Below are 17,930 nucleotides of genomic sequence, written 5' to 3'. Positions count from 1 at the left end.
CTTCAAAAAGCATTAATTTCCATGGCGATTAAATGGTAAACACAAGGGTACTGCGAGTGTTATATTCCAGACTTGAATGACTACAAATCAACCATCTTGCCTTTATTGTATCATTAAAAAATTAGTTTCAATATATCAAATTCCAACTCCAGTTAATAAAAGAAAAGATTTATTTAGTTCACAATGATATTATTAAGGCCATCTTGATAAAAAACACAGGAAGATATTAATGACCCGCTCAGACTGGTTGTTTATACCTAAACCTCTTGCATTCCCACGTTTAAGACTTATATGCTTTCCATATGCTGGTGGGAATGCGTCAATCTATAAATCTTGGGGTGAACTGTTACCTAATAACGTTGAGCTAATTGCTATTCAACCTCCCGGTCGAAGTAATCGTGTTTCTGAACATGCTTTTTCAGATATGAATGAGCTGATGAAGGATCTTTTGCCCTCTATAAAAAATGCCATTGATATACCTTACATTTTATTCGGTCATAGCCTGGGTAGCAGGATATCCTTTGAATTGATGTGTCAATTAAATAAGATAGGCGCTCCTTTACCAATACATTTCATCGCCTCTGGTAGCAGAGGACCTTATATCCCTTGTACTAAAAAAGCTATATATAACTTACCTGAAAACGAATTTATAAAAGAATTAATAAAATTGAATGGAACACCTAAAGAACTACTTGAAAACAAAGAGCTAATGGCACTATTACTTCCTACGCTCAGAGCTGATTTTGAATTATCACATAAATATTACCCTTCTTCAGAAAACACTTTTAATTGTCCTCTTTCCGTTTTAGGTGGAACCGAAGACACTGAAGTAACCCCATCTGATTTACAAAGTTGGGAAGCCAGCTTTGCTTCATCAGCTACAATTCATATGATTCCAGGCGATCATTTTTTCATAGAGAGTAATAGACATCTTGTTTTACGGAAAATCAATTTGATAATCAAGGAATGTTTACTGGAATTAGCATCTTCTGATAGTCGGCAGAGCGAATTAACCTATTGAAATAAATTAATTAGTTTGATTAGATAGAGGTAAAATAGACTAATTTTAGTATAGTTAAATTTACTGTATTAGGCTAGCACTAATATGATATGAGAATAAACAGATATACTTGTAATCTAAGGCAATTATGAACGTCAGAACAACTGAAGAACAAGATTGGATGCTCTTAAAAAACATTCGACTCGCGGCACTTCTTGATACACCGACAGCATTCGGTGTTAGTTATCAAACTGCTATCAATAATAGTGACGAACAATGGAAACAACGTGCATCCTCTGAAACTGAACCAAGATTTTGGCTAGCATTTAACAATGATAAAGCGATAGGAATGATTGGTGCTGGTATAGATAAATTAAATCGTTACAATTTGATCGCGATGTGGGTTGAACCAGAATCACGTAGAGCAGGGGTCGCAGAATGTTTAGTTAATGCTGTTAAAACTGATGCATTCGATAGAGGGTTCAAAGAAATTTATCTCGATGTATCACCTGATAACTTAAAAGCCTTACGATTCTATATGAAACATGGATTTTTCTTTATTGATGAAAAGAAGCCGCTTGAAAGTCATCCGAATATTCAAGTACAAACAATGAAATGGGAATTGGTGCTTTAAGCCAGCACAAATTCCAGATCCGGAATAGAGCAGACAGGGTCATTCACTACCAAGATTGCAAAATTATATACATAATCACAAAAAAGATATAAAATGCTCATCATTTGCAGTGTAATTTTGAACCAAGCATGTTGAATCAAATCGACAATGATCAAAAAATTTATAATGTCGTCATCAATGATGAAGGCCAATATTCAATATGGCCAGCTAACAAAAACAAGCCAGAAGGATGGAGCGAAGCTGGCTTTCAGGGCTTGAAAAAAGACTGTTTGCTATACATCAAAGAAGCATGGAAAGACATGCGCCCATTATCTCTACAGAGAAAAATGGCTATAACACCAGAATCTGAAATGGAATAACTGATGGTGTAAATTAATTTGCTGGATGCATCTTTGTTATAGGAATGACTTAATAAGCAGCTAAAACTAAAAATTATAAAATAATGAGGTGGCTTTTTGCCGCTATTGTTCACAATGCCTATTTTTTTAGCTTTTATAAATACAAACAGTGTAAAAAAATGATGTAAAAGGAACTTATAATGTCGAGTAAAACGCTTCCTCTAACTCTCGCACAACAAGACATTTACTATGATCAGCTTTATCACACTGAAAGCCCAATATATAATATTGGTGGGTATATTAAGCTTGGGCAAATTAATGTTGGAAAGTTAATTGAAGCACATAAGCTACTTGTTAATTCCAATGACGCTTTTGGTATTCGAATAGCAGAGCATAACGATGAAGCTTGCCAGTTTATAAGCAAAGACCGGTTAGATTCATTACCCATAGTTGACTTTTCTAATTATTCCAACCCAATAGCTGAAGCTGAAGCTTGGGCTAAAAAGCTTTTCGAGACTCCGATTAGACTAATTAACAATCAACTTTGTTATGCCCATTTGGTAAAAATTTCTGATAATTCATTTTGGTATATAGGTATAGCCCATCATATTACTCTTGACGGCTGGGGCTTTATGAATTGGTCTGAGAATTTAGCTAAGCTTTACAGCAGCCCTCCAGAACCTTTTAACAATAGTAGTTGGAGTCAGGTCGTTCTAGAGGAGCAACAATATTTAAATAATAGAAGATATGCCGAAGATAAAAAATATTGGCTTGATTACTGTGCCGAACTTCCAGATAAATTACTTTCAGCCCACTATTTAAAGCATTTTAAAACCCAAAAAACTATTCCTAGTCGCCGGTACACTGTTAATCTATCCAGTACCTTATTTAAAGGATTGCAGGAACTGGCAAATAACTTAAAGATTGGGGTGTCCAATATATTTTTGGGAGTTTTGGCTGGTTACTTTTCGATTGCACATGGGCAGGAAAAAATCGTTTTTGGTATTCCATCACATGGTCGAAGGAATCCAGTTCAAAAAAAAATGATAGGTGTTTTTACGAGTGTGAGCCCTATAATTTTGAATATCAATAATAATAATAATAATTCATTCCAAGAACTAATAAAAAGCATTACAAAACAGCAGAAAACTAATTATCGTCACCATCGATTTTCCATAGGACAAATTGTCCGAGAGCTGCCTTTTAGAAGCAATCGTAGTCCTTTATATGATGTTTTGTTTAACTATCTGAAGTTCGATTATGGTAATTTAATGTTTGATGAAAATGAGGCCAGTCTCTTTTATTTGAGTCATAATCATCAGCAAACACCCCTATCTATCATAGTATGGGAAGGAGACAAAAATGAAGTAGCTCTTCATTTAGATTACAACCTGGCATATTTTTCCGAAAAAGAAGTAATGTTACTTGCTAATAGAATTAAATTTTTATTGGAATCTCTAAGAAATAATTTATACAGCCCTTTAAGAAATATAAGCATATTACCTGAAACAGAGCGAAATCGGCTGCTGGTGGAATGGAACCAATCTAACATGCCATGCTCTTGGATTACTATACATAGTTTGTTTGAGAACCAAGTAGCTTGCACACCAGACGCGATGGCACTCGTATATAAAGATCAACAGCTTAGTTACTCTGAACTCAATGAACGTGCTAACCAATTGGCGCATTATCTGAGGTACCGAGGTGTAGCACCTGAAGTGTTGGTTGGCCTCTTCGTGACACGTGGCGTTGAAATGATAATTGGAATATTTGGTATTCTTAAGGCAGGCGGTGCCTATGTACCGATTGATCCTAATTACCCCTCAGAACGTATTGGCTTTATGATTAATGATTCAAAGCCAAAAGTGTTGCTTACGCTGCACAACCTAAAGCCCATTGTAGATGCCGGGAACTTTTCGGTTGAGACTTTTTATTTGGATTCAGACTGGAATAAGATCAAACGGCACAGCACAGAAAATTTAATAAACAGAACTGATCCCGCTAACTTAGCGTATGTCATTTACACATCAGGTTCTACAGGTAAACCGAAGGGAACTTGTATCACGCATGAAGCTGCTATAAATTTAAAAAATGGTTTAATAAACCACCTATACAAAAATATCGGTGAAATTGCTGGTATGAAGATTGGGCTCAATGCGTCAATTTCTTTTGACGCATCAGTCCAACAATGGCTCTTATTGTTGCAAGGGGCCGCCCTATATTTGATTCCAGAACACATCCGCGGTGATCCGAAATTATTAGCTTCAACACTTAGCGCCTGGCGACTAGATGTTATAGACTGCACGCCGTCGCAACTACCACTTCTGCTTTCATCAAATCATTCTGTTGAAATAGCTAAGATTTTTCTCGTTGGGGGGGAGGCTATCAGCTATCACTTGTGGAATACACTCCAGCAACGATTAGGGCAGAGCTTCTACAATGTCTATGGCTTAACCGAAACGACTGTTGATTCCCTATTCTGCAATATTCAAACTGCATGCAATAGTCCTGTGTTGGGGCGTCCGTTCGATAATGTTCAAGTATATCTTCTTGACACGGAGCTAAACCCAGTTCCTATCGGCATTGCCGGAGAAATATATATCAGCGGTGCTGGCCTAGCTCGATGCTACTTAGGCCAGCCCGAACTCAGTGCCGAAAAGTTTATTCCTAACCCATTTAGCAACGAACCTGGTGCACGCATGTTCAAATCAGGTGATGTGGCACGATACCTACCGGACGGAAACGTAGAATATCTAGGACGTAATGACCACCAAGTTAAGATCCGTGGATTCCGAGTCGAATTAGGTGAGATCGAAGCCGCCTTGATGACCTTGGCTGGTGTGCAAGAAGCAGTGGTTATTGTCAAAGAAGACGTTCCCGGAGACAAACGTTTGGTAAGCTACCTAGTAATGGCTCAGGGGAAAGTATTACCAGAACATAAAGCGTTGCGTAATCAGTTGCTTCAATTCCTTCCGGAACATATGGTGCCAGCATATTTCTTAACATTGCCAGCATTACCTTTGACTCCAAATAACAAAATCGACAGAAATGCCTTGCCTGACCCTTGCATTCTAATCAATGAATCCGGTAATACTAGCTTCCACACAGAAACTGAAACAGTTTTATCTAACATCTGGACAGAGGTTCTGAAGCTAGATGGAATCGACAGGCTAGATAACTTCTTTGAACTTGGCGGACATTCGCTCTTGACTACACAAGTAGCCGCTCGCGTTAGTGAAGTTTTTGGCGTGGAATTACAGATTCGAACTTTTTTTGAGAACCCGCAGTTAAGCGATTTAGGAGCGGTAATAGATGCGGCCCTACAAGAGAAAATATGTGTCTCAACTATCCCACCGTTAGTCGCACAACCACGACCTCCACGCTTGCCTTTATCGTATGCGCAAGAGCGTTTATGGCTGTTAGAACAAATCGAAACGATGGGGTCAACCTACAATATTTCTGGGGCGATACGCTTTATTGGTCTATTTGATAATCATGCATTCGAACAAGCTTTAACAGAAATTGTACGTCGCCACGATTCTCTACGTACACGATTTGTCGCTGACGATGAAACTGTCGAACAGATAATTGACATGCCAGGTAAATTTAAAATACACAATATTGACTTATCTAACCTTCCAGACGAACCTAGAGCTAATGAGACAAATCATACACTGAACACGGCAGCATCACATGTTTTTAATCTATCATCCGGCCCGCTATTTCGAGTTACAGTTATAAAGCTTGCCCCTGATGAGCATATTGCTGTCATTGTGATGCACCACCTTGTCTCAGATGGCTGGTCGTTAGGTGTATTAACCCGTGAACTCGGCGCTTGCTATACATATTACTCCCAAGGATTCGGTTCTCCGCTTCAAGAATTAACATTACAATACACAGATTATGCTTTATGGCAGCGTCATTGGCTGCAAGGTGAAGCACTTGAGTGCCAAATTAACTACTGGAAAGATAGATTAAACGGCATTCCTCTTGGTCTAGATCTCCCGCTTGATCGACCTCGCCCAGCTGTACAAAGCTTCCGTGGAGCAAGCGTGAATTTTTCACTGCCAAAACTATTGACTTATAAAATGACGGCTTTGGCACATGCAGAAAATGCAACTTTGTTTATGGTGCTACTCGCCTGCTTTCAGTATCTGTTATCTCGTTGGACCGGTCAAAATGATATTGTTCTCGGTACGCCAGTAGCTGGACGCAGAGAACGACAAACGGAAGCGTTAATAGGTTTTTTTGTTAATATTCTAGTGTTGCGCACCGATGTCTCCGGTAACCTAAGCATGCGGCAGTTACTTGCACGTGCCAAGGAGACTGCGTTACAAGCATATAATCATCAGGATTTACCTTTTGAAAAGTTGGTCGAAGAAATTAATCCAATAAGGGACCTTTCTCGGCCACCAATCTTTCAGGTGATGATCAATTCAATTCCAGCAAGTGATAGACCAGAAGCACTACAGCTTCCAGATTTGAAGGTCGAAACACTTTCAGCTGGGGAAGTTAAGGCGCGTTATGAGCTAATGTTACGCGTGAGAGAGGACAGTGATTCTATCGCTTGTTCTTTAGAGTATGCTACGGATTTATTTGATGCCTGTACTATAGAAAAGCTCGCTGAGCAGTACCAATCATTACTTGAGCAAGCGGTATCATTACCAGATAACTTATTATCTGATTTCTCATTACTGAACGCGAAAGAGCGATACTTAATTTTAGAAGAATGGAATACTAAGTTGCCTGCTCTAGAGTCACAATGCGTGCATCAAATGTTTCGAGCACAAGTTGGTTGCGAGCCTAGGAGAATTGCGATCGAACTCAGCGAGGGAAGTATAAGCTATGACACTCTAGATAAATGGTCAGATTGGTTGACTGCTCATCTTCTTACCAGAGGAAGTGCACCTGGAGTGGTTGTTGGTTTAATTATGCAGCCTTCAGCAGTAACTATTGCGGCATTGTTAGGTATTCTAAAAACAGGTGCTAGTTGTTTGCCAATTGAACCCGATTATCCTAAAGCACGTATATTAGAATTGCTATCAGAAAGTGGATCATCATTAGTAGTAGGTATTCAGGCATGCAGACATAATTTGGCGAACTTAAACTATTCTATTGTTGAGCTAGATGAAGAGATAGATAAAATGACTATTCTCTCTTCTAAATTTATTGATATGCCAGTGGGAATAGATAATATCGCCTTTCTATTTCCAGAATGGGATACTAGTAACAAACTCAGGTTTTTGTCTATAACACACCGGGGCATGTCACAGCGGTTGATGAAAATGGCTGACTGCGTAAATTATAAAACGCATAAATATGCTCAACCCTTCGAGCCTTCAGCACGAGATGTGCTGCTGCCGCTAATGGTTGGTGGAAACATAACGATGGTTAGCGAATACGGATTCACTCAGAAAGAAGAAATCACTCTTTACGGCATATCCCGATACACGGAAGTTCTGCCAGGTCTATCACAGACAAAAGCCTCTGTGCATGGACGCCCTATTCCAGGAGTTTTCGCTTATATTCTTGATGAGCGATTGGCATTAGTTCCATCAAACGTGATTGGAGAGCTTTACATTGGTGGGGAACCTTGGACTCTTGGCTATTCAGGCCGTTCTTACGGAGAAGAGGATTATATCCCTTCACCTTTCATGACTGGACAACGTTTATTCCGAACAAAGGAGCGTGCGCGTTGGCGTTCGAATGGGCAGATTGAATTCATTGATAGAGCGCAGCAAGAATTAATCGATGGGCGATACATTGACTTTAGGGAAATTGAATCGGCATTGAAGGCCAATTCAGCAGTAAGCGAAGCTATAGTAATTGCATACGAAAATTTTAACCAAATGCAATTAATAGGATATATATCGCTGCACCCTAATCTTTCAGCAAAACAAAATGAAATCAACTGGCATAATGATTTATCAACAGTACTTCCAGCACACAAGTTGCCAGCTAAGATTATAATCGTTGAACGATTACCGAAGTTAGCTGGAGGAGGCGTTGACTGGGATAAATTACCGTCACCGGAAGGCCATAACATCGCATATGTAGCTCCAGAAACATTGCTAGAAAAAGAGATCGCGGCAATTTGGATTGAATTTCTGAGAGTCGAAAAAATTAGTATGGAAGATAATTTTTTCGATTTAGGGGGACATTCACTTTTAGCTATGCTTTTACTGGCACGGCTGCGTCAAGATTATGGTGTAGATCTTTCAATCCGTACATTGTTTGAATCAAAGACTCTAAGAGAGTTTGTTGAACTTGTGGTACAAGCCCAGCAGTTGAATAACAACACTTTAACATTGGAGAGCGAAAACAATGTTGATGACGAGGTGGGGATTTTTTAGTTAATTTGGAGGGTGCTAGTAAGTAATTTCTGGCAGTGTTAATTTTTTAAGGGGATTTAATAGTGGATGTACTTCAATCGGCAAGCCCATCAGTGTCTCTGCACGCTGACGCAAGAATTTATAAAGGTAAAAACTTAACGCATCGATTGATGGAATGTATCAGCTTACCTCAAGTATTAGAAAAGCTACAATCATTTAGTGAGACAATGCCTGCATTAACTTGGTATGATAGTGAGAAGCTGTCACAACAATACTCCTATGGTGAGCTATTGTTGCAGATTAAGAGGCTTGCCCAATGGTTTGTTATTAAACACGGCGTAACATATGGAGACCGTGTGGTTGTAATTTCTAAAAATTGTCCTGAAGCCTTCATCGCTCATTTATCGTTAATGTCTATTGGCGCTATAACTGTACCAGTAAGCAATACTGAATCTCTTCGTGTTTTGCAAATAATAGTCGATAAAGTGCGCCCTCACGTTCTTGTAACAGGCTCAGGAGTTGCACCGGAACTATTGAAAGCTGAGAGAGTAGCTGTGCACTCTTTACCATGTCTACCCTTGTTAGCAAATGTCGACGAAGATAATTTTATTTGGCCGGCTCAAGATGTGGCACCAGATGACCCTGCTGTAATTTTATTCACATCCGGCACAACTTCAACTCCGAAAGGTGCCTGTTTAAGTCATTATAACCTACTGGTCAATGCTGAAGGCTTAACAAGAACACATCAACTGACTAAGTTTCGAGTCCATATGTGCGTTCTCCCGCTTTTTCATGCTAATGCTTTTGGGTTTTCTATGATTGCGTCTCTTTATGCTAGCAATCATGTGGTGTTATGTGCAGGATTACCTGGCTCCGCAATCTGGTCAATCCTAAATGAACAGAATGTGAATATTATTTCACTGGTACCTGAAATGATTCGGGTCCTTTCAGCAATTTCTGTATCTAAATTAACTTTACCCAAACTCCAATATGTCGTATCAGCAGCCGCTCCTCTATCTAGCGCTGTAGCGCGTGAATTTATGGCTAACACTAACATTGACATACATCAGGGTTATGGCTTAAGTGAATGTGTAAATTTTGCTGCAACAATCCCTTGGAACGTTACTGGCAAAAGCCTGCAACGCACAATTGAAGGTTGGAAAGTTCCAAGCATCGGTCCAGAATTGTTTGGATGTGAAATCAATATATTACGCGAAGACGGCACAACCGCCTCGGAAGAAGAAGAAGGAGAAATAGTTATCTCTGGTCATACAACAATGCTAGGTTATTGGGATGAGGTTGCTGCTACACAAATGGCTCTCGAAGGTGGGGGCCTGCGTACAGGCGATTTGGGATTTTTCACAAAAATAGATGGGCAGCGATATTTCTTTGTAACGGGCCGCAAAAAAGAAATTATAATACGCTATGGGGAAAACTTGTCTCCTCAAGCTATCGAAGCTGAACTGGAAGCTTTGCGTAGTTTTTGCCGATTTGGGATCACAGGGTTCCCTAACGATTTAGCAGGCGAAGAAATTGGTTTGTATATAACCGCAGAGCGCACTCCTGCGAATGAAGAAAAGGTGCTGAAGATAGTTCGTGCTTGCACGGCACGCTATCGTCCAAGGTTAATCTTATTTGGAAATGAGCCTATCCCTGCAACTCCAACAGGTAAAATAAAGCGCAGCTTACTAGCTCAGCGTTTTCAAATCGATAGAAAAGCATTTTTTGGTGATGAGCCTGTATTAGAATCGGCTAAAATTTGAAATATTCACCCTATCAACTATGAGCAATAAATTTAAAGAGGAAAGAGGAAAGATCGTGAAAAATAATGAAAGCTTTATACCTTATCAGTTATCACATGGCCTGCTATCAAATATGGAGTCGGATATTCACCCTACTCAGTTATGGGGATGCTCACATGATTTGTTGCAATTACCAGAAAACGCGACACATTTCGGGTTTGTTTACGATGGAACTTTAATAATAAATCACGCATCTGGTGAATTTGAATTAAAAAAGGGTATGTACTTTTCGGCACCAGGAAAAACAGAAATAAGAGGTGCAGGCAAAGGCATTGCAATATCTCGTTTGGGCTATAGAGGCTTCTTTAATATTGGAGGTCCAGTCGAAGCTCAAGGCCGCTTGAACTATATTGATGGCTGTACAGACTCATTATTGATTCCGCCTATTCAAATGGGTGATAGCTGTTTAAATATGCTATATTTCCCTACAGGTATTGACCAAACGATTCATACACACCCCTCGATGAGAGTTGGTATAGTGATTCGCGGTAAAGGCGAATGCATCACCCCTTTTGGAAATATCCCATTAATGCCAGGTTGTGTTTTTGTTATACCCGCAGATGGTGAACATGGTTTCCGAACAAAGGACTCTGAAATGTCTGTTATTGCTTATCATCCAGATAGTGATTTTGGTCCAACTCACGAATTTCACCCAATGTTAAATAGAACTATAGTTGATGGTGTTTCTGCTAACAAAATTGAAAGAATATGGACCAGAGTATAACATCAAAATTCTTGTTAAAATTTATGGTTAAATCGCATGTGAACGAACCTTATCAAGACAGGTTTTTGAGATTGCTTTTTGTATGGAATAGCCATAATATGATCAATAATATTTTAGTCATATCTTCAGTAAGTTTGTAATTGGAGTTGCCCCTATAAAACCGAACCACCTAACTCACCGCTAATAAGCTCCTGATATATTCCCTGGGAGCCATCATTTTTAAGCCCTTATGAGGCGCAACTTCGTTGTAATCGTCAAACCATTCAGGAAGCTTTTTCATAACAGTCTGCGCATCATCAAGATCAAAAAAAGCGACATAATCTCGTTTAAACGTTTTAACAAACGCTTCTGCCATACCATTGCTTTCAGGGCTATATGCTGGTGTTGTCCTCACATCAAAGCCTAAGTTTCTTGCAAAAGAAACAGTGTCCCTTGCCACATAACAAGGGCCATTGTCAGTTAACCACTGTATCTGTTTGGGCATGTATTCTGCTGCACCAAACCGATACTCTACACTTTCTAGCAATAAGTCCCTGATTGCTTCTCCATCAATGCCCACTGTCGAGGCAATATAGCCTAATACTTCTCTGTCACAAGTATCCATTGCAAAAGCGACATGAACTCTATCACCGTTAGCGCACTGTATGGTAAAACAGTCTGAACACCAACGAGTGTTGCTATGCAATGTAATGACTTTCCCATCATGTACTCGTGTTTGTTTTTTGCCATACGCCGGCAGTAATAATTGATTTTGCTTCATAATACGATAGACACGTTTATGATTGACGCAGGCAAGACCTGTCTTTTTTAACTCATGATTAAGAAGCGTTGTAACCCTACGATAGCCATAGCTACTCCGTTTATCCGTTATTTCACGAATGTAAGGCAGTAGTTCCTGATCACGTATTTTAACCGTTTGTTTTCTGGAGTGTTCCATATTTTTCAACCTCTGCGTTAAGTGGGAGCGAGAAACCTGCAGTGCCCTGGCAACTGCTCTTATTCGAAATCGCTTATCCCGTACAAGGGTTGTCGCGAGATCAGTTTTTTTTCTCGACCCAGCTTAACTGCTTCACGCAGAATCTCATTTTCCAATGTCTTTTGTCCCAGAACTTGCTCAAGTTGCTTAATACGTTTTTTCAACGCCTTGGCTTCACTTTCAGGGATGACTTCTTCTTCTGTTTTAACGCTGGTCAATGCACCATTCTCCATTATTTTTCGCCAGTAAAATAGTTGACTGGGGGGAATACCGTGTTTGCGTGCAATAAAGGATACTGTTACGCCTGTTTGGTAGGTTTCATGAACTATTTGTTGTTTTTCGTAAGCTGTCCAACGTTTTCGCTTACGACTGGAGTGAATTATTTCGCTACATTCTATTGTTGTTATAGTCATATTACTAGTCCTATTCCTAGTCGTTAATTTAAAACTAGGTGGACCGGTTTATTTGGGGGGCATTACACTTGAGGAATGGCATAATTATTAGAGTTTATTTGAATTAACTTATTTCCTCTGATTAATTTTCTAAATGTTGATGGATGGCAGTATTTATAATTTGGTAGTCTTTGATGGTTGTTTTTTGAAATTGACAGCTTTTCATATAGTTGTTCTTTTTCTACAAATGAATATTTAGTCAAAGACTTATAGACACAATAATGATCTTCTGGTAAGAAATTCTGATCTTCCAATAGACAAATCCAGTTTTGTTTTAAAATCTCATGATCTAAATTATCAAAGAAGCCTTTTATGTCTATTACCAATGCCACACAGTTACCTAGGCTTACTATTTCTCTAAAAGCATGGTTTGCAAAATCTATATTACACATATTTTTTTCGGACTGAGGTTTTGGTATTTTTCGAAAGGCTAGTACATGATTGGCTAAGCCTTTGTTTAATAGAAATTGTTCATATTTTTCAGACAGTAAATGTGCATAGTATGAATAAATATGAGAATCAGCATGGGATGCATATAAAACTTGTCTTTCTTTTACATTCCTTTCAAGAGAGTTATTAATTTTTTTTTCACACAGTGTGTCTTTTATGAATGGATAGAACGAATGCTTAATAATACAGGCTGGGTTTGTAACTAATTTGATAGTGTTTTTAAGAGATAAACGACTATCAAAATGTATGTAGTTCCTTTGTTTAAACCAACATGGACTTGTTTCCCTATTCATACAACTATGTCCCTATAGAGGCTTCTGCTAAACCGATATAACTTTAGATGGTGACGGTCTACTCTATACAGAGACGTTATATCGGCTATAACACGTGATGATTAAATCACATCACAGAAAACTGCAGTCACCTGAAGTTTGAAATGTTATATACTTACATTAAGGACAAGCACATGCTATTACACATAATACTACCTTGTTTGCCGGTATTCGCATTGTTTCTCGGCGTTTCGCCGGGATGCGTAACACTTGACATTCAGTACATATCCCTAAGCACAATTGCTTAGGTACTATAATTATAACATAAGTTAATAAACTCGGATAAAACTCATAGAGGACTATTATGTCGAACAAGGGGAAAAATCAACATGTTGTCAAACATCCAAATGGCTGGGCTGTTAAGGGAGAAGGAAATAGCAAAGCTACAAAGGTTACATCAACACAAAAAGAAGCAATAGATATTGCTCAGAAGATTGCACGTAATCAACACTCAGATACTAAAATACATGGTGTTGAGGGACAAATAAGAGCCGGAAATAGTTATGGAAATGACCCTTGTCCACCAAAAGATAAAAAGTGAGAAATACTATATTTGATTACTATATTATTGAAAAATTTTATTTAACGGGCTTAGAAGATTTCTTTGGTTTTGCCTTGGATTTTAACGAACTTAACTCCAATCGGCGCTTTTCTGTTTCATCAGGGAGGATATACAGATGCTGAAGTACTTCTTTAATGACTTCGATAAGAAAATGAATTGTTGGTCCATCAAAATCTTCCCAGTCGTTTTCATGAAGCTCTTGGCTGGTTAAAATGTGAATTGCTTTTAGTTCATCTAAAAGTTCAGAATCAACCTGACTATACTTTTGTTTTAAAAGTTCTATTCTGTGATCATGAGAAAGAAAATCACCGCTATCATTAGTCTCAGGGATTCCTTCATGTTGTAATAACTTATAAATAGCTTTTCGTAATCCAGCGGAAGATCCTGTAATAAGATTATTTTTTAGAGAATTATACGATTCACTCAATGGTTTTCTAATTGAAGCTGGAACACGTTCATCTATGGTAAAAAATGATGAAGGCTCATTATAATAAAATAAATCATCAAGTTCTGATATCGGATTACCATCGTTGTCCAATATATCCACATAAATTAATTTCCCACCCTCTGCCTTTTGATTTGCAGTAGGCCTTCCATGCTCTGGTGAAAAATAAAATTTGTATGATGATTGGTAAAGGTGCTTTAAAGCTATGTTGTGTGCACTGAGATGGAAAGAGTCTTTTCTGCAATCATCATCTGAGCATGTAACAACATAAAAATAAACGGTCTTACTATTTGAACTATCAAATGAGCCATGGTCAGTTACATAATAACTTACATGTCTTCGATTACAGAACGGACAATTATACACTTTATCATTGATAAAGTACTTCATGTCTTTATGTGATTGATCATGCTTTGACACTTCATCTTCCTTTATAATCTGTCTACATTGCGTCTACATGACTTTTTCGAACTTTCTGAAAACTACCGTAACTACTTGATTTTATTGGTGGGCCCACTAGGACTTGAACCTAGGACCAACGGATTATGAGCCCCTCAATGTCCAAATAAGCAATTGATTTTATTATAATTTATATCGCAGGATTCCACTACAAATGTCCTACGGTGTAGAACAATGTCGTACTTAAATACGCAAAACCCCCACATAGTGAAATTATATTTACCTAATGAAAATATAAAAGCTCTTAGTAAATATAAATAGGATAGGATAATTGGAAGATTATGAAAATGATAAAATCACAAATCATATTATGTTATAAATTAAAAAAACCTTTTTTTAATATAAGTTAATGCCTTCCAATATTAGTGCTATTGACTATTCGTCATCTTATACAATCAAAATACAATAACAAATTGGATACGAATTTACGTATCTAACCCTTCATTCCCTTAGGGTTAGAAGATCGTAAATATAAGGTGTTACAGAATCGATTCGATTTTATCGCATTTTCATTTATTTTTTGTCAAAGCAATGTAGAAAAATGAGTATCACTTAAGTTGGTTTACTAAACTATGTTTTCAAACCTTGTAGTTTAATAAGGACGACTAGTTTCTTTACCACCGTGCAAAATCACAGTTGCTTTATTAGACCCTAAGTTTACACTGGATACATTTAATTCCTCATGAGCACCATCATTAAGTTTAGCTTCCAAACTTGAAGAGTATTTAGTATTCACTTGTATTACTCCTTCTCGATAAGCTGAAGATGCAGATGATACATTGGTGATAGTAAAAGCTAATATGTAGTGGTCTAATATGCCTGGACACTTTTATAGGTTAAAATATAACCAATAGGAGTGAAAGTAATGAATCAAAGAAAGAGACCGTATTTTAGTTTAGAATTCAAACAGGATGCTGTTCAGTTGGTGCTATCAAAAGGCTATAGCATTCCAGAAGCAGCTACAAGTTTAGGTGTTTCGATTAGTGCCCTAAGGAAATGGGTTAGTATGGAAAAAGGGGCTGAAAAGAAAGGGGCTAGTACCTCAGGCTCTCAGCTGAGCTTAAACGAACGAGAAGAGTTGTTACGCCTCAGAAAAGAAAATAACAAGCTCAGGATGGAGAGAGAAATTTTAAAAAAGGCCGCGGCAGATTCAACCGATCATTGCAACACCTCGTTCAATTTATCTGCTGGAGACAGAAAGTTCAATGTTTTCCTAGGTCTTTCATTTAATTCTTTAGCAATTCGATCCAAATCAAATTGAGAATGAATACCTAGGTCTGTTTTTTTAGGCATATATTGTCTCAATAGACGATTAGTATTTTCGTTGGTTCCTCGTTGCCAAGGCGATTTAGGATCACAAAAATATACCTTTATTTCAGTGTCGATTGTAAATTTTTTATGCTTTGCTAATTCCATTCCACGATCCCAAGTAAGCGATTTTTTTAACTGGTTTGGAAGCTCTATAATTTTATTGGTAATAGCGTGTACAACACTGGCTGTATCGTTACCTGTAAGCTTAACTAACAAAGTGAATCTAGATGTTCGTTCAACTAATGTAGCAACGTAAGATTTATTTGAGCCGCAGATTAAATCCCCTTCCCAGTGACCTGGTACAGTGCGACTATCAATTTCTTTTGGCCTATCATGAATAGATACAGCATCTATAATCCCGCCTCGTGCGTTACCTTTTGTGTTAAATTTCTTGGACTGCCGCATGACTCTCTGTGTCCGCAGATGCGTCAATAGTTCTTTCTTTAGATGACCTCGAGATTGGACATAAAGTGTTTTATAAATAGATTCATGAGAAATATTCATAGCAGTATTATTCGGATAAGTACGCTTAAGATAACCAGATATTTGTTCTGGTGACCACTTGTTTGAAAGCTTATCTGCAATTATATCATTCAACAGTATATTAATTTGGAGCTTGGATTGTTTAGGGCGTTTTGCTCTTATCCATGTTTGTTTATCCGCTAATATGGCTCGATATTTTGAAATTCCTCCATTACGATTTATTTCCCGAGATATAGTCGACGGTGAGCGATTTAATGTCTTTGCAATAGTCCTGATAGATAAATTTGCTGATAAACCACGTGATATTTCCTCCCGTTCATACAAAGTTAATGCTTGTTTTGAGCGAATAGATTTAACAGGCTTTATACCACCGGATTTTTGTAGGAAACAAAAAATTGAACCCGCATGCTTGTTAAGCTGTCTTCCAATTTCACTAAGTGATTTGCCTTGCGACCATAAAGACCAAATTACATCTTGCTGATGTTCTGTAAAACTCCGTTTTGATAAAGCACGCACCATCGTCTCTCCTAAAAAGTTAACTATAACAAATTAGGTGTTGCAATGATCGGTTGAATCTGCCGCGGCTTTCTTTGCTCAAGAACAGAAATAAAATATGAATTTATCAAAGAGCAAGAGAAAGCCTATTCGATTAAACTGTTATGCAAAATGATGCAAGTTAGCCGAAGTGCTTATTATCGCTGGTACTCTAAGGGCCACCATCCTAAACCACAAGACACAATGCTTGAGGTTAAATTGAAAGCACTCTTTGGAGACAGTAAAAATACATATGGTTCCAGACGACTAGCCAAGGAATTAACTGCCCAGGGATTTCCCGTGGGGCGTTACAAAGTTCGTCGGATAATGGAAAAGCTGCGGCTAACTGTACGTTATCCAAAGCGGTTCAAACAAACGACGGATAGTCGACATGGGTTCGAACTGGCCTCTAACCTCTTGAATCGCCAATTTAAGGTGACTGCTCCGAATCAGGCTTGGACCACGGATATTAGTTATGTATGGACTTTGGAGGGCTGGGTATATATTGCAGTCGTCATGGATCTGTATTCACGCCAAATCATCGGTTGGGCAGTCGATGATCATATGCGCACATCTTTGTGCTCCAAAGCTCTGCGGATGGCGTTTTGGCGCAAAAAACCCTCTCCAGGATTACTGCACCACTCAGATCGCGGCAGTCAATATGCGAGTTATGAGTACCAGGAGCTATTGAAATTAATGAAAATGCAGCAGAGTATGAGTCGCAAAGGCAATTGCTGGGATAACTCCCCTACAGAGCGGTTTTTTCGAAGCATCAAATATGAATCCTTGAATTATCATCGATTCGCTACTAAAGCCTGTGCCAAGCTTGCTGTGATTGACTATCTTGCCTTTTATAATGGTAGACGGCTTCATTCAACTTTAGGCTATAAAACACCGTTAGCGTTTGAACAGGAGTTTTATCAGAGAATCGCTTGAAACTGCTCAATCAGGAGCGCTGGACTGCGCGGGATTGAGGAGTCGACAAACCGCGGAAGCGGTGCGTCAGCAGGGATAAATTTTGTTTAGTAAGTTGTTTAAATAAGTGTCCGAATTTACTTGACCATTACAAATATACTTATCATCAATAAATGATTTT

Annotated in this window: 14 protein-coding genes; 9 read left to right on the top strand and 5 right to left on the bottom strand. The window is 38.4% G+C overall.

Annotated elements, in window-relative coordinates:
* Positions 1-229 precede the first annotated feature (229 nt).
* From DYH61_RS02350 to DYH61_RS02325, 6 genes are all read left to right on the top strand, one after another.
* Positions 230-1,021, top strand: coding sequence for a thioesterase II family protein (locus tag DYH61_RS02350; RefSeq protein WP_058508623.1), 792 nt, complete (start codon positions 230-232; stop codon positions 1,019-1,021).
* A gap of 127 nt (positions 1,022-1,148) precedes the next feature.
* A complete protein-coding gene (locus DYH61_RS02345) occupies positions 1,149-1,634 on the top strand; it encodes a GNAT family N-acetyltransferase (protein WP_058508622.1) in 486 nt (161 codons plus the stop codon).
* A 128-nt stretch (positions 1,635-1,762) separates the two neighbouring features.
* The gene (locus DYH61_RS02340; RefSeq protein ID WP_172463583.1) at positions 1,763-1,993 is read left to right on the top strand and encodes an MbtH family protein; all 231 of its coding nucleotides are present in this window, start codon (positions 1,763-1,765) and stop codon (positions 1,991-1,993) included.
* A 179-nt stretch (positions 1,994-2,172) separates the two neighbouring features.
* Positions 2,173-8,325, top strand: a complete 6,153-nt coding sequence (locus DYH61_RS02335; RefSeq protein ID WP_058508621.1) for a non-ribosomal peptide synthetase — start codon at positions 2,173-2,175, stop codon at positions 8,323-8,325.
* 62 nt (positions 8,326-8,387) lie between these two features.
* Positions 8,388-10,067 (top strand): class I adenylate-forming enzyme family protein, encoded by a 1,680-nt coding sequence (locus tag DYH61_RS02330; RefSeq protein ID WP_058508620.1) that lies wholly within the window; start codon positions 8,388-8,390, stop codon positions 10,065-10,067.
* Positions 10,068-10,122: 55 nt separating this feature from the next.
* Positions 10,123-10,830, top strand: coding sequence for a cupin domain-containing protein (locus DYH61_RS02325; RefSeq protein ID WP_200823642.1), 708 nt, complete (start codon positions 10,123-10,125; stop codon positions 10,828-10,830).
* A gap of 169 nt (positions 10,831-10,999) precedes the next feature.
* Here the strand turns inward: DYH61_RS02325 and DYH61_RS02320 are convergent.
* A protein-coding gene (locus DYH61_RS02320; protein ID WP_420812639.1) for an IS3 family transposase occupies positions 11,000-12,219 on the bottom strand; the annotation gives its coding sequence in 2 pieces (ribosomal slippage) (positions 11,000-11,880 and positions 11,880-12,219; 1,221 coding nt in all).
* A gap of 62 nt (positions 12,220-12,281) precedes the next feature.
* Complete coding sequence (locus DYH61_RS02315; protein WP_058508609.1) at positions 12,282-13,001, bottom strand: RNA-dependent RNA polymerase family protein; 720 nt, start codon at positions 12,999-13,001, stop codon at positions 12,282-12,284.
* A 343-nt stretch (positions 13,002-13,344) separates the two neighbouring features.
* Here DYH61_RS02315 and DYH61_RS02310 point away from each other — a divergent pair, with 343 nt between their 5' ends.
* Positions 13,345-13,581 carry a DUF2188 domain-containing protein gene (locus tag DYH61_RS02310; RefSeq protein ID WP_058508608.1) on the top strand — a complete coding sequence of 79 codons (237 nt, stop codon included), beginning with the start codon at positions 13,345-13,347 and terminating at the stop codon, positions 13,579-13,581.
* A 37-nt stretch (positions 13,582-13,618) separates the two neighbouring features.
* On the opposite strand, the gene DYH61_RS02305 is transcribed toward DYH61_RS02310, so the two are convergent.
* Together DYH61_RS02305 and DYH61_RS15585 are read right to left on the bottom strand one after the other, a co-directional pair.
* The gene (locus DYH61_RS02305) at positions 13,619-14,467 is read right to left on the bottom strand and encodes a hypothetical protein (protein ID WP_058508607.1); all 849 of its coding nucleotides are present in this window, start codon (positions 14,465-14,467) and stop codon (positions 13,619-13,621) included.
* A gap of 631 nt (positions 14,468-15,098) precedes the next feature.
* Positions 15,099-15,242, bottom strand: a complete 144-nt coding sequence (locus tag DYH61_RS15585) for a hypothetical protein (RefSeq protein ID WP_157072311.1) — start codon at positions 15,240-15,242, stop codon at positions 15,099-15,101.
* A 129-nt stretch (positions 15,243-15,371) separates the two neighbouring features.
* On the opposite strand from DYH61_RS15585, the gene DYH61_RS15965 reads away from it, so the two are divergent.
* Positions 15,372-15,767 (top strand): transposase, encoded by a 396-nt coding sequence (locus DYH61_RS15965; protein ID WP_115343298.1) that lies wholly within the window; start codon positions 15,372-15,374, stop codon positions 15,765-15,767.
* Here DYH61_RS15965 and DYH61_RS02295 read toward each other — a convergent pair.
* A complete protein-coding gene (locus tag DYH61_RS02295; protein ID WP_058508500.1) occupies positions 15,665-16,819 on the bottom strand; it encodes an IS30 family transposase in 1,155 nt (384 codons plus the stop codon). The two genes, DYH61_RS15965 and DYH61_RS02295, sit on opposite strands and share 103 nt — an antisense overlap.
* A gap of 54 nt (positions 16,820-16,873) precedes the next feature.
* Between DYH61_RS02295 and DYH61_RS02290 the strand changes: the two genes are divergently transcribed.
* On the top strand, positions 16,874-17,770 hold the full coding sequence (locus DYH61_RS02290) for an IS3 family transposase (protein WP_115343297.1): 897 nt from the start codon (positions 16,874-16,876) through the stop codon (positions 17,768-17,770).
* Positions 17,771-17,930: the final 160 nt, after the last annotated feature.

Source organism: Legionella quinlivanii (genome assembly GCF_900461555.1).
GTDB lineage: Bacteria > Pseudomonadota > Gammaproteobacteria > Legionellales > Legionellaceae > Legionella_C > Legionella_C quinlivanii.
This window is presented reverse-complemented; position numbering and strand designations above follow the sequence as displayed.

Excerpts from the sequence above, each read along its gene's own strand:
- DYH61_RS02295 (WP_058508500.1), bottom strand. The coding sequence starts at position 16,819 with ATGGTGCGTGCTTTATCAAAACGGAGTTTTACAGAACATCAGCAAGAT.
- DYH61_RS02345 (WP_058508622.1), top strand. The coding sequence starts at position 1,149 with ATGAACGTCAGAACAACTGAAGAACAAGATTGGATGCTCTTAAAAAAC.
- DYH61_RS02335 (WP_058508621.1), top strand. The coding sequence starts at position 2,173 with ATGTCGAGTAAAACGCTTCCTCTAACTCTCGCACAACAAGACATTTAC.
- DYH61_RS15965 (WP_115343298.1), top strand. The coding sequence starts at position 15,372 with ATGAATCAAAGAAAGAGACCGTATTTTAGTTTAGAATTCAAACAGGAT.
- DYH61_RS02315 (WP_058508609.1), bottom strand. The coding sequence starts at position 13,001 with ATGAATAGGGAAACAAGTCCATGTTGGTTTAAACAAAGGAACTACATA.
- DYH61_RS02340 (WP_172463583.1), top strand. The coding sequence starts at position 1,763 with ATGTTGAATCAAATCGACAATGATCAAAAAATTTATAATGTCGTCATC.
- DYH61_RS02310 (WP_058508608.1), top strand. The coding sequence starts at position 13,345 with ATGTCGAACAAGGGGAAAAATCAACATGTTGTCAAACATCCAAATGGC.
- DYH61_RS02350 (WP_058508623.1), top strand. The coding sequence starts at position 230 with ATGACCCGCTCAGACTGGTTGTTTATACCTAAACCTCTTGCATTCCCA.